General features: G+C 62.8%; 9 protein-coding genes. 8 read left to right on the forward strand and 1 reads right to left on the reverse strand.

Annotated elements, in window-relative coordinates:
- Positions 1–291: 291 nt before the first annotated feature.
- From dnaE to glnA, 8 genes are all read left to right on the forward strand, one after another.
- A complete protein-coding gene (gene dnaE, locus LKK40_RS07810) occupies positions 292–3,849 on the forward strand; it encodes a DNA polymerase III subunit alpha (RefSeq protein WP_304310150.1) in 3,558 nt (1,185 codons plus the stop codon).
- 107 nt (positions 3,850–3,956) lie between these two features.
- On the forward strand, positions 3,957–5,354 hold the full coding sequence (gene hisD / locus LKK40_RS07815) for a histidinol dehydrogenase (protein WP_304310151.1): 1,398 nt from the start codon (positions 3,957–3,959) through the stop codon (positions 5,352–5,354).
- Positions 5,351–6,535: a histidinol-phosphate transaminase gene (locus LKK40_RS07820; RefSeq protein WP_304310152.1), complete on the forward strand. Its 1,185-nt coding sequence runs from the start codon at positions 5,351–5,353 to the stop codon at positions 6,533–6,535. Before hisD ends, LKK40_RS07820 begins: the two co-directional genes overlap by 4 nt.
- Before the next feature lie 199 nt (positions 6,536–6,734).
- Positions 6,735–7,334, forward strand: a complete 600-nt coding sequence (gene hisB, locus LKK40_RS07825; protein WP_304310153.1) for an imidazoleglycerol-phosphate dehydratase HisB — start codon at positions 6,735–6,737, stop codon at positions 7,332–7,334.
- Positions 7,334–8,140 carry a hypothetical protein gene (locus LKK40_RS07830; RefSeq protein WP_304310154.1) on the forward strand — a complete coding sequence of 269 codons (807 nt, stop codon included), beginning with the start codon at positions 7,334–7,336 and terminating at the stop codon, positions 8,138–8,140. Before hisB ends, LKK40_RS07830 begins: the two co-directional genes overlap by 1 nt.
- A 130-nt stretch (positions 8,141–8,270) precedes the next feature.
- Positions 8,271–8,918 carry an imidazole glycerol phosphate synthase subunit HisH gene (gene hisH / locus LKK40_RS07835; RefSeq protein ID WP_273191992.1) on the forward strand — a complete coding sequence of 216 codons (648 nt, stop codon included), beginning with the start codon at positions 8,271–8,273 and terminating at the stop codon, positions 8,916–8,918.
- A gap of 23 nt (positions 8,919–8,941) precedes the next feature.
- Positions 8,942–9,667: a bifunctional 1-(5-phosphoribosyl)-5-((5-phosphoribosylamino)methylideneamino)imidazole-4-carboxamide isomerase/phosphoribosylanthranilate isomerase PriA gene (gene priA / locus LKK40_RS07840; protein ID WP_304310209.1), complete on the forward strand. Its 726-nt coding sequence runs from the start codon at positions 8,942–8,944 to the stop codon at positions 9,665–9,667.
- Positions 9,668–9,765: 98 nt separating this feature from the next.
- Positions 9,766–11,103, forward strand: coding sequence for a type I glutamate--ammonia ligase (gene glnA / locus LKK40_RS07845; protein WP_152580698.1), 1,338 nt, complete (start codon positions 9,766–9,768; stop codon positions 11,101–11,103).
- Between the two features lie 56 nt (positions 11,104–11,159).
- Here glnA and LKK40_RS07850 read toward each other — a convergent pair whose 3' ends face one another.
- Positions 11,160–11,918: a hemagglutinin gene (locus LKK40_RS07850; RefSeq protein WP_304310210.1), complete on the reverse strand. Its 759-nt coding sequence runs from the start codon at positions 11,916–11,918 to the stop codon at positions 11,160–11,162.
- Positions 11,919–12,000 lie beyond the last annotated feature (82 nt).

Consider the following 12,000-nt stretch of genomic DNA (forward strand, 5'->3'; position numbering starts at 1 on the left):
CGAGCCGTGAAGCGAACAGCGCAGTGCGCTGTTCGTAGGCTCGACCGAGCGCCCGCGAAGGGCGCGAGGAGCGAGGCTGAAGGCCGGGCTACGACTAGTTAGCTACCACATCGGGCCAACGGACTGAAGGCTCCGTCAGGCTGAAGGCCGAGCTACGGTTAGAGTGCTATGCGACCGGTCCTACGGACTTGAGGATATGAGTCACTGTCGGCTCGTTAAACAAACAGTGCAGTGCCAAGCCCTAAGCCAACCACTCACATCGAAGTCACATTCCATAGCTATCGTGGAGACATGGCAAATTCCGGAAACTTCGTGCAGCTGCACAATCACACGCATTATTCGTTGCTTGACGGCGCTTCGAAGATTCCCGACCTTGTGGCGCGCGCCAAGGAGCTGGATATGCCGGCGGTGGCGATTACCGATCACGGCAATATGCACGGTGCCTACGAGATGTGGAGCACCTGCGTCAAGGCTGGTATCAAGCCGATTATCGGCATTGAGGCCTATGTGACTCCGGAGACCGCGCGTCAGGACAAGACGCGTGTGCACTGGGGCAACGAGTCGCAGCGTTCTGATGACGTCTCCGGCGGCGGCCTGATCACCCATATGACGATGTGGGCGCAGGATGACGAAGGGCTGGTCAATCTGCTGCGCGCGTCTTCGGTGGCGAATCTGGAAGGTCGTGTCGCCCGCTATCCGCGTATGGATTATGAGGTGCTGGCGCAATATTCCAAAGGCGTCATCGCCTCCTCGGGCTGCCCGTCGGGCATCATCCAGACGAGGCTGCGCCTGGGGCAGTTCGATGAGGCGCTGCGTGCCGCCGGGCAGCTGCAGGACATCTATGGCCGCGAGAACTTCTACATCGAGCTCATGGATCACGGGCTGGGCATCGAGAAGCGGGTCACCAATGATCTGCTGAAAATAGCCAAGCTGATCAACGCGCCGTTATTGGCCACCAACGACTCGCATTACGTGCATGAGGAGGATCGCAGCTCGCAGGACGCCATGCTGTGCATCAACTCCGGCTCGCGGCTCGACGACCCGAACCGCTTCAAATTCGACGGCTCCGGCTATTACCTCAAATCCGCCGAGGAGATGCGCGAGCTGTTCAAGGACCACCCCGAGGCATGCGACAACACGCTCGAAATCGCCGAACGCTGCAACGTGATGTTCGACGACAGCGAGGACGGCGCGTTCATGCCGGAGTTCGACTGCCCCGACGGCTGGGACGAGACTTCGCTCTTCCTCAAGGATGTGCAGCAGGGCTTGGAGCGTCGCTACGAAGGCAATGTGCCCGAGCATGTGCTCAAGCAGGCCGACTACGAATGCGGCGTCATCTGCCAGATGCAGTTCTGCGGCTACTTCCTCGTCGTCGCCGACTACATCAACTGGGCCAAAACGCACGGCGTGATGGTGGGGCCGGGCCGAGGCTCCGCGGCAGGCTCGATGGTCTCCTACGCCATGGGCATCACCGAACTCGACCCGCTCAAGCACGGCCTGATCTTCGAACGCTTCCTCAACCCCGAGCGCGTCTCGCTGCCGGATATCGATGTGGACTTCGACCCCGACGGCCGCGCGAAGGTGCTGGATTACGTCGGCGAGAAGTACGGGCGCGACAAGGTCGCCCAGTGCGTGATCTACGGCACTATCAAAACCAAGCAGGCGCTCAAGGATTCCGCCCGCATCATGGGCTACGAGTTCTCCGTGGGCGAGCACATCACCAAGGCGCTGCCGCCGAGCAAGAACGGCAAGGACGCGAGCCTCAAGGACATCTTCGACCCGACCTCGAAACGTTTCGCTGAGGCGCGCGAATTCCGTGAGCTCTACGAATCCGACCCGGACACGAAGCGGATCACCGAGCAGGCCAAGGGCATCGAGGGCCTGATCCGGCAGACCGGAGTGCATGCCTGCGCCACGATCATGGGTTCGGAGCCTATCACCGACACCTCGCCGCTGCTAGAACGCACCGATGGCACGGTCACCACGACCTTCGAATACCACACCTGCGAAACGCTCGGCCTGGTCAAGATGGACTTCCTTGGGCTTTCCAACCTCACGGTCATCCGCGACACGCTGCTCAACATCGAGCGCAACGGCAAGGACAAGATCGACTATACGAAGATTCCGCTGGATGACAAGGAGACTTACCAGCTGCTCTCGCGCGGCGACACGCTGGGCGTCTTCCAGCTCGATTCCGACGGCATGCGCTCGCTGCTGCGCCAGCTCAAGCCCGATAACTTCAACGACATCTCGGCACTGATCGCCCTGTATCGCCCCGGTCCGATGGATATGGACTCGCATACCAACTATGCCAAGCGCAAGAACGGCTTGCAGCGCATCACCCCGATTCACCCCGAGGTGGCTGAGCCGTTGGCCGCCGTGCTTGACGAGACCTACGGCCTGATCGTCTACCAGGAGCAGGTGCAGTCGGCGGCGCGTATTCTGGCCGGCTATTCGCTGGGCCGAGCCGACGTGCTGCGCCGCGCGATGGGCAAGAAGAAGCCCGAGGTGCTGGCCAAGGAGCAGGTGCCGTTCTTCGAGGGCATGAAGGAGCATGGCTACTCGGAGGAGGCCGCACAGGCGGTGTGGGACATCCTCGTGCCGTTCTCCGGCTATGCGTTCAACAAGGCGCATTCTGCCGCCTACGGTCTGATCTCGTACTGGACCGCCTACTTGAAGACGCACTACCCGGTCGAGTTCATGGCCGCACTGCTGCAGAACGAGCGCACGAACAAGGACAAGACCGCGCTGTACCTCGGCGAGGCGCGGCGCATGGGCATCCAAGTGCTGCCGCCGGACGTCAACGAGTCGATTCTCGAGTACTCCGCAGTCGGCGACGTCGTGCGTTTCGGCCTAGGCGCTATCCGCAACGTCGGTGACAAGGCAGTAGCCGACATCATCGCCGAACGCGAGACCGGGCGTGGCCGCTACGTCAATTTCATGGACTTCGTCCGACGCGTGTCGCTGACGGCCCTGAACCGGCGTTTGGTGGAATCGCTTATCAAGGCAGGTGCCTTCGATTCCATCGACCCGAACCGCAGAGCGCTCTTCCAGATTCACGAGGCGGCGCTCGATTCGGTGATCAGCCTCAAACGCAAGCAGGCCGAGGGCCAGTTCGACCTGTTCGCCGACATGGATGGCGACGGCGACGCGGAGGCGATGGGCGATGCTTCGGTCATCGTGCCTGATATCGAGGAATGGGACAAGAAGACCAAGCTGAACTTCGAGCGCGAAATGCTGGGCCTGTACGTCTCCGACCATCCGTTGAGCGGCATGACGGCGGTGCTGGGGGGGCTGCGCGAAATGTCGATCGCGCATCTCATCGACCGCGCGAAAACCATGGACGACCGGCAGCAGGTCACGCTCGCCGGGCTGATCACGAGCGTCGACCGGCGCGTCTCGCGCAAGGGCAACCCGTGGGCCATCGTCACCATCGAAGATATGGAGAGCTCGATTCAATGCATGTTCTTCGGCAAGGTCTACGAGGCAGCCTCGCAGGATCTGGCCGTTGACGAGATCGTGCAGATACGCGGCCAGGTCGAGGTGCGCGACGAGTCCACGCCAAGCCTGCGCGCCACCGAGCTGCAGGTGCCGACGCTGGAGGCAGCCGACGAGCGCCCGGTGATGATAACCTTGCCGACCGTTGCGTTGGACCGCAGCCGCATCGGCCAGCTCGGGCAGGTGCTCCACGAGCATCCGGGCTACTGCGAGGTCAAGCTCGCGGTGCTCGATGAGCGCGGCAACGCCCGCGTGCTGACCTTCGGCGACCGCTTCCGCGTCAAGCGCGACACTTCGCTCTTCGCCGAGATCAAGATCCTCTTCGGCCCCAGCTGCCTGCCCGCTGCGTGAGGGTGGCGGACGCAGTCTTCACAGCAGGCATAGCGAAATAGCCATAATTAGCGTCGAAAAGACACAGCATTCGTGCTGTGTACGGGGTGTGGCTACCATAGGTGGGTATGAGCGATAACACCATGCGAATCATCGACCTGCGCGGCAAGCGCCTGACCCGTGCCGAGATGCTTGAGGCGATGCCTCGGGCCGAAATGGGGACCAGCGAGGCGAGCGAACTCGTCCGCCCGATTCTCGACGACGTCAAAGCCAGAGGCGCTGCGGCCCTGCGCGATTTCGGCGAAAAATTCGACCATATTCGTACCAAGAATCTCCGCGTGCCGGCCGAGGCCATGCAACAGGCCCTTGACGAGCTGGACCCCGAGGTGCGTGCGGCAATCGAGGAATCGGTGCGCCGTTCTCGCGCGGTCGCCGCATCGCAGGTGCCCAAGGACTTCCACACCGATCTGGCCGAGGGCGCGCGCGTGAGCGAACGCTGGATTCCTATCGATCGCGTCGGCCTGTACGTGCCGGGAGGCAAGGCCGTCTACCCGAGTTCGGTGATTATGAACGTGGTGCCGGCACAGACCGCCGGCGTGCGCTCCCTGGCGATTGCGACGCCGCCGAGCAGGGATGGCGATGATGGACTGCCGAGCAAGACGATTCTCGCCACCTGCGCGATTCTCGGCGTCACGGAAGTCTATGCGGTCGGCGGGGCGCAGGCCATCGCCATGTTCGCCTATGGCGCGCGCGGATCAGAACCTCAGGACGGCGAGATCCTGTGCGATCCGGTCGACAAGATCACCGGCCCGGGCAACATCTTCGTCGCCACGGCCAAAAGCATGGTCTCCGGCATGGTCGGCATCGACGCCGTAGCCGGGCCCACTGAAATCGCGATTCTCGCGGATAAGGACGCCAACCCCAGCTGGGTGGCCGCCGACCTGATCGGCCAGGCCGAGCACGACGAGCTCGCCGGCTCCGTGCTCATCACCGACAGCGAAGAGCTTGCCGCCGCAGTGCAGAAGAATCTCGACTACCGCGTGCCGCGCACTGAACACGCCGAGCGCGTGGCGACCTCGCTGACCGGCCGCCAGTCCGGCATCATCCTCACCGACGATCTTGACCAGTCCGTGGCGGCGGCGAACTCCTACGCCGCTGAGCACTTGGAAATCCAGACCGCCGACCCTGACGCCGTGGTGCCGCGCATCATGAACGCCGGAGCCATCTTCCGTGGACCGTATTCGCCGGTGCCGCTGGGCGACTACATGTCCGGTTCGAACCACGTGCTGCCCACCGGCGGCACGGCGCGCTTCAACTCCGGTCTCGGCGTGCATACCTTCCTCAAGCCCGTGGAAGTCATCGAATACGACGAGCAGGGTCTCAAAGCCCTCGCCTCCCGCATCAACGCCTTCGCGGTCTCCGAGGATCTGCCGGGGCACGGCGAATGCGTGCTCAGCCGCTTCGTCGATGACCCGTACGACAAGGCGACGCTGCAGGAGCAGGAACGAAAGGCAGGACTGCGATGAGCGCATCCGACCAATCAGGCAGCGCCATACCGGCCACGCTGCCGCTGCGCAACGATCTGATCGGGGAGGAGCCGTACGGCGCCCCGCAGCTCGATGTGCCGGTGTGCCTGAACGTCAACGAGAACCCGTACCCGCCAGATCCCAAGGTGGTCGCGGCCATCGCCGAGCGTGTCGCGGCCATCGCGCCGACGCTCAACCGCTACCCTGACCGCGAGCATATCGAGCTGCGTCAGGCGTTCAGCGACTATCTGGCCCGCGAATCGGGCGTGCGGCTGAAGATCGAGCAGCTGTGGGGCGCGAACGGCTCCAATGAGATCATGCTGCAGCTCTTCCAGGCTTTCGGCGGCCCCGGGCGGATTGCCCTGGGCGCGGATCCCACGTACTCCATGTACCCCGAGTACGCGCGCGATACCTTCACCACATGGCAGCTCGTGCACCGCAACGAGGACTTTACGCTTGACGCCGATGCGACGATCGAGGCGATTCAGGACGTCAAGCCCTCGATGGTGGTGCTCACGAGCCCGAACAATCCGACTGGAACCAGCCTGCCGATAGGCGACTTGGAGCGGATTCTCGCGGTCTGCGAGCAGGTGCCGGTCACCGGCGCGAACGAGGGCGTGCACCCCGTCGTCGTCGTGGACGAGGCCTATATCGAATTCCGCGATCCGGACGTGCCCACGGCGCTCCCGCTGATTGGCGGCCATGCGAACCTCGCGGTCAGCCGCACCATGAGCAAGGCCTTCGCCTTCGCGGGCGCGCGCGTCGGGTATGTGGCGGCTTCGCAAGGCATCATCGACTGCCTGCGTATCGTGCGTATGCCGTATCATCTTTCGGCCATCACGCAGGCGGCGGCGCTCGCCGCATTCGATCACACCGACGAGCAACTGGCACGCGTGGCGCATCTGCGCGAAACCCGCCAGCAGACCGCGCAGTGGCTTGAGACCCTGAGCTATAAGGGCGAGAGCATCAAGGTCGCGCCTTCGGCTTCGAACTTCCTGCTTTTCGGCGGCTGCTTCGACAACCGCCAGGGCATCTTCGACGAGCTGCTGAACCGAGGCGTGCTCATCCGCGTGGTCGGTCCGGACGGTTGGCTGCGCGTATGCATGGGCACCGACGAGGAGATGGCGCGCTTCCGCGAGGCGTTGACCGAAGTCCTGCCTATAGTGGAACAAGCAGAGTAGTTGAAATAAGCAGAGTGTTGAAACAAGTACAGTAGTTACAACAAGTTACAACAGACAGAGCAGTTGCAATACGTACCAGCAAGTACAGCAACAGCAGCGAAACAGGCACGACAGCAGGCATGTTTCCCTCATCTGGATGCGCCACAGATGGCATGTGGGTGAGGGGAAGCATACGACTGCGAACGGGGGAGAGGTATCCATGGCACGTACGGCCACGATCACACGAGCAACCAGCGAATCCAATATCGAGCTCAGTCTCGACCTCGACGGCACCGGCGCGACTGACATCGACACCTCCGTGCCGTTCTTCAACCATATGATGACGGCGCTGGGCAAGCACTCGCTCATTGATCTGCGCATCAAGGCCTCGGGTGACACCGACATCGACGTGCACCACACCGTCGAGGACACCGCCATCGTCTTCGGCGAGGCGCTCAAGCAGGCGTTGGGAGACAAGCGCGGCATTCGCCGCTTCGCCGATGCCACCGTGCCGCTGGATGAGGCGCTGGCCAAGGCCGTCATTGATATTTCGGGCCGCCCTTATGCCGTGTGCACGGGGGAGCCGGAAGGATTCGAGTTCGCCATGATCGGCGGGCACTTCACTGGGTCGCTGGTGCGTCACGTCATGGAATCGATTGCTTTCCACTCCGGCATATGCCTGCATATGCAGCTGCTTGCGGGGCGTGATCCGCACCATATCGCCGAAGCGGAATTCAAGGCCCTCGCCAGGGCGCTGCGCTTCGCCGTCGAGCCCGATCCGCGCGTCACCGGCATTCCCAGCACCAAGGGCGCGCTGTGATGGCTGACGGCAACGAGAACGGCGAGGACTTCGATTCCCGGGATGAGCGGCCCGACGACCTCCATTTCAGCGATGCGGAGCTTGAGGCGGCGCTCGAAGGCTTCGAACAGGAATTCGAGTGTGATGACAGCGCACATCCAGCGTCATCCGAACCGGGGAGCGACGGCGTAGCGTCTGCGACACCCGATACGGCTGATGCGTTCGGCGCAACGGCTGAGAGTGACGCAGCTAACGCAGCCGAAGGGCCGAATGCGCCTGCATCAGCGTCTCCGGCAGTGCCGCAATCGCCGTCGGATGCGGCTGCTTCCGCACTCGACTTCGATGAGGAGCTGCGCGGGCTGGTCGGCGACAAGGCGAAAAGCGCCGCGCTCATCACCCGGCTCGCTTCGGACCGTCTGCTCGCCGCGTTCTGCCAGATTTCCGACATCTCCGCCGACTGCATAGGCTCCGACCAAGGAGCGGTGGCCGTGCTGCGCAATCTGGACGGTGACGCCCCCGAGGCCGCAGCCAAGGATCTCACCACCGTGGTCTCCGGCATGGCCGTCGTGCTGGCGGTGAATCGCGCTGATAAGCTCGATTCGACGCTGTATTTGCACGGCGAGGCCGGGCAGACCTTCGCGCCGCCAATTCTCTTCGCCTCGGCTCCGGATTTCGTAGAGGATCTGATGCTGGGCATTGCGACGCTGGCTGATCTGCGTAAGCAGGGGCTGCATATCATCGATTCGGCGAGTCTCGACCACGATGCGGCCATGTCCATCATCGCCGAGCATACGCGCTTCGGCCGCGGCGCCTCGCATATCCGATGACGGTGCCGTGCCCGCCAGCCATCATGCCGCAGCATCGCATATGCTGCCCGACGCCAGCAATACATACGGCATATATACTTTCGCATAGATTCACCATCCAGACAGGCAGTGCACACCAAGGAGCTTCCCTATGACCTCAGCCGTGGTATTCGATTACGGATTCGGCAACGTGCGTTCGATGCTGCGCGCGCTCGCCAACATCGGGCTTGACGCGACCCTGACCTCCGACTATCGGCAGGCGCTTGAAGCCGACGGCCTGGTGGTGCCTGGCGTCGGCGCATTCGCCGCCTGCATGCAGGGGCTCAAACGAGTCGGCGGCGACCGCGTCGTCTATGACCGGCTGCGCGCGGGCCGGCCGGTGCTCGGCGTGTGCGTCGGCCAGCAGATTCTCTTCCAAAGTGGCGACGAGAACGGCGTGGAGGCGCAAGGGCTGGGATTGATCGGCGGCTCCATCGACAAGATCGACGCCGACGTGACGCCGCATATGGGATGGAACACAATCGAGGCTTCGCAGGGCACGGTGCTGCTCAAGGGCGTCGAGGAGGAGCGCTTCTACTTCGTGCATTCCTACGCAGCCACCCGCGCCGAACCGGCCGATTGCTCGGCGCTGCATATCGACTTCGGACCGGCACAGCAGCAGGTCACCTGGTGCCAGTACGACCGTACGCGCTTCGTGGCGGCCTACGAGCGCGGGGCCTTATCTGCTACCCAATTCCATCCGGAAAAGTCCGCCAAGGCCGGCGAACAACTGCTGCGCAACTGGGTTGCGACATTTTAACGAATCTGCAAGAAAGGACATCCATCATGCTGACACTTCTTCCCGCTGTCGATGTGCGCGACGGCAAGGCCGTACGACTGCGACAGGGCGAATTAGGCTCTGAAACCGATTATGGCAGCCCGCTTGAGGCCGCGCGTACCTGGGTCGAGTCCGGTGCCTCGTGGATTCATTTGGTCGATCTGGACGCGGCCTTCGGCACCGGTGATAATCGCGCCCAGCTGCGTGAAATCGTTGCCGAGCTCGGTGATACGGTCAGCATCGAGATGAGCGGCGGCGTGCGTGACGACGAAAGTCTCAAAGCTGCGCTCGATGCCGGCGCGGCGCGCGTCAACATCGGCACCGCAGCGCTTGAAAACCCGGAGTGGACCAGGCGCGTCATCGGCGAGTACGGCGAGCAGGTGGCCGTCGGATTGGACGTGCGCGGGCATACTTTGGCAGCTCGTGGCTGGGTCAAGGAGGGCGGCGACCTCTTCGAGACCATGGATATGCTCAATGCGGCCGGCTGCTCGCGCTATGTGGTCACCGACGTGACGCGTGACGGCATGATGAGCGGGCCGAATCTCGAACTGCTGCGCGAGGTCGCGCAGCGCACCGATGCCAAGGTCACCGCCTCGGGCGGCATATCGTCGCTGGACGACCTGCGCGCGATAGCCGAACTCGCATCCTTTGGCGTCGACAGCGCGATTCTGGGCAAGTCGCTCTACGCCCGCGCGTTTACGCTTGAACAGGCCCTTCGCGTGGCTGGCTGAGCCGTTTCTCGTCGGGACCTTAACGGACAATCGTGGGCGGACGACACGCCTGTAGCGTGGTTAAGCAGACGTAATAATCGCATGGGAGCATGTGGCATATGGATAAGCAGCAAGAGTTTGCGTTGCGCACGGTCGAGGAACGCGACGTGCGCTTTATTCGGTTATGGTTCACCGATGTGCTGGGGACATTGAAGTCCGTCGCCATCGCACCTGCCGAGTTGGAGGCGGCATTCGAGGAGGGGCTGGGCTTTGACGGCTCGGCCATCGAAGGCATGACGCGCGTATCCGAGGACGATATGATCGTGAGCCCGGATCCTTCGACCTTCCAGATTCTGCCGTGGCGCGACGGCCCGCAAGGCACCGCCCGCATGTTCTGCGACATTCTCACGCCCGAAGGCGAGCCTTCGCTCGGCGACCCGCGCCATGTGCTGAAAACCACACTGGCCAAGGCCAAGGAGAAGGGCTTCACCTTCTACGTGCACCCTGAGATCGAGTTCTACCTCTTCGAGCATCAGGAGGACTGGTCCAAGGACCCCACTCCGATCGACGAGGGCGGATACTTCGACCATGTGCCGCGCAGCCCGGGGATGGACTTCCGCCGCGCCGCTGTCAACATGCTCGAGCAGATGGGCATTTCGGTCGAGTACTCGCACCACGAGGGCGGGCCCGGCCAGAACGAGATCGACCTGCGGTACGCCGACGCGCTGACCACGGCCGACAACATCATGACCTTCCGCACGGTGATCAAGGAGATCGGCCTTGAGCGCGGCATACACGCCAGCTTCATGCCCAAGCCGCTCACCGATCAGCCAGGATCGGGCATGCATACCCACCTGAGCCTGTTCGAGGGTGACGCCAACGCCTTCTACGAGGCCGGTCAGGAGTTCAACATGTCGTTGATCGCCCGGCAATTCGCGGCGGGCATCCTGTATCATGCCTCCGAGATCAGCGCGGTGACCGATCAGTACGTCAACTCCTACAAGCGGCTGTGGGGCGGTGCCGAGGCGCCGAGCTACATCTGCTGGGGGCACAACAACCGCTCCGCGCTGCTGCGCGTACCGCAGTACAAGCCCGGCAAGGGCAATTCCTCGCGCATGGAGTTCCGCGCCCTCGACGCGGTCGCCAACCCGTATCTCGCTTATTCCGTGCTGCTCGCAGCCGGACTCGACGGCATCGAGCAGCAGATGCAGCTCGGCGACCCGACCAGCGACGACGTTTGGGAGCTCACCGATGCCGAGCGCAAGGCCATGGGCATCCAGCCGTTGCCGCAATCCTTGGACGAGGCGCTGAAGGTCATGGAGAAGTCCGATTTCGTGGCCGGAGTGCTGGGGGAGCATGCCTTCGAATACTTCCTGCGCAACAAGCGCCGCGAATGGGAGGACTACCGCCGCCAGGTCACGACCTACGAGCTCAAGAAGTTCCTGCCGAGACTGTAAGGGTTTCGCACGCTAAGGGTCTGAAGGCTTTACAGTCTTCAGGCGCTAATCAGACCCTAAGACTTATTGCCGAACCAGCCACGGTAGATGATGGAGAAGTTGCGGTTTCCGTAGCTTGAGCAGGCGTCGCCTTCGCCATCTCCTGTCTGCAGCGCGGCCGCGTTCGGCTGGTAGGGCGTGTAGATGTACAGCAGCGCCGTGGCTTCGTTCTCGATGTAGACCGGGCTGCCGCCGCAGGATGCATTCGGATGATAGGCCACGTAGTTCAGCGCCTTGGCGTGGTAATGGTAGTCGGCTTCATGGGCGCGGTAGTACTGGTAGCGTTTCGCCGCGCCGTACACCTGATTGAAGAATCCTGCATACGCCGGGTTGCAGCTGGCATCGTCGGGGCAGTTCAGCCCCATCGCAGCCTTGTACTGAAAAGCGGTGGGATTGCTGGCCGACACGAGCTGCTGCTCCTTCTGCAGCATCGTCAGCAGCACTTTCTGACTCAGGCCGCAAGCGCGCGCAGATTTGTCGATTATCGCGGCCGCAGACTCGCCTTTGACTCCCGCATATGCCGAGCACAGGCCGTCGGCGGGCCGGTCCGCAGTATCGAAGGTCATGGATTTAAGGCAACGACTGCCCGAGCAGGATGCGCCCTGCTCATCGATGAAGGACTGGACCTCCGCCTGACTCATCGCATTGCTGTTGAAGAACTGGCCGTCGGAGATGATATCGCCGGGATTGAAGCCGTATTGGCGGGCTGCCGCGGCCTGCTCACTCTGAACCGTGCTGATCTCATGCTGCCACTGCACGAACCGCACCAGCCCCATGATGAGCACCAATGCGCAGAACGCCGCGACGATGCTGACAATAATCTGCGCTACGCTGAGCTTTCTGCGTTTGCCGTCATGG

The organism is Bifidobacterium tibiigranuli, assembly GCF_022655035.1.
GTDB classification, from domain to species: Bacteria; Actinomycetota; Actinomycetes; order Actinomycetales; family Bifidobacteriaceae; genus Bifidobacterium; species Bifidobacterium tibiigranuli_A.

Coding starts and splice junctions, on each gene's coding strand:
- glnA (WP_152580698.1), top strand. CDS start 9,766: ATGGATAAGCAGCAAGAGTTTGCGTTGCGCACGGTCGAGGAACGCGAC.
- LKK40_RS07850 (WP_304310210.1), bottom strand. CDS start 11,918: ATGGGGCTGGTGCGGTTCGTGCAGTGGCAGCATGAGATCAGCACGGTT.
- LKK40_RS07820 (WP_304310152.1), top strand. CDS start 5,351: ATGAGCGCATCCGACCAATCAGGCAGCGCCATACCGGCCACGCTGCCG.
- hisH (WP_273191992.1), top strand. CDS start 8,271: ATGACCTCAGCCGTGGTATTCGATTACGGATTCGGCAACGTGCGTTCG.
- LKK40_RS07830 (WP_304310154.1), top strand. CDS start 7,334: ATGGCTGACGGCAACGAGAACGGCGAGGACTTCGATTCCCGGGATGAG.
- hisD (WP_304310151.1), top strand. CDS start 3,957: ATGAGCGATAACACCATGCGAATCATCGACCTGCGCGGCAAGCGCCTG.
- hisB (WP_304310153.1), top strand. CDS start 6,735: ATGGCACGTACGGCCACGATCACACGAGCAACCAGCGAATCCAATATC.
- dnaE (WP_304310150.1), top strand. CDS start 292: ATGGCAAATTCCGGAAACTTCGTGCAGCTGCACAATCACACGCATTAT.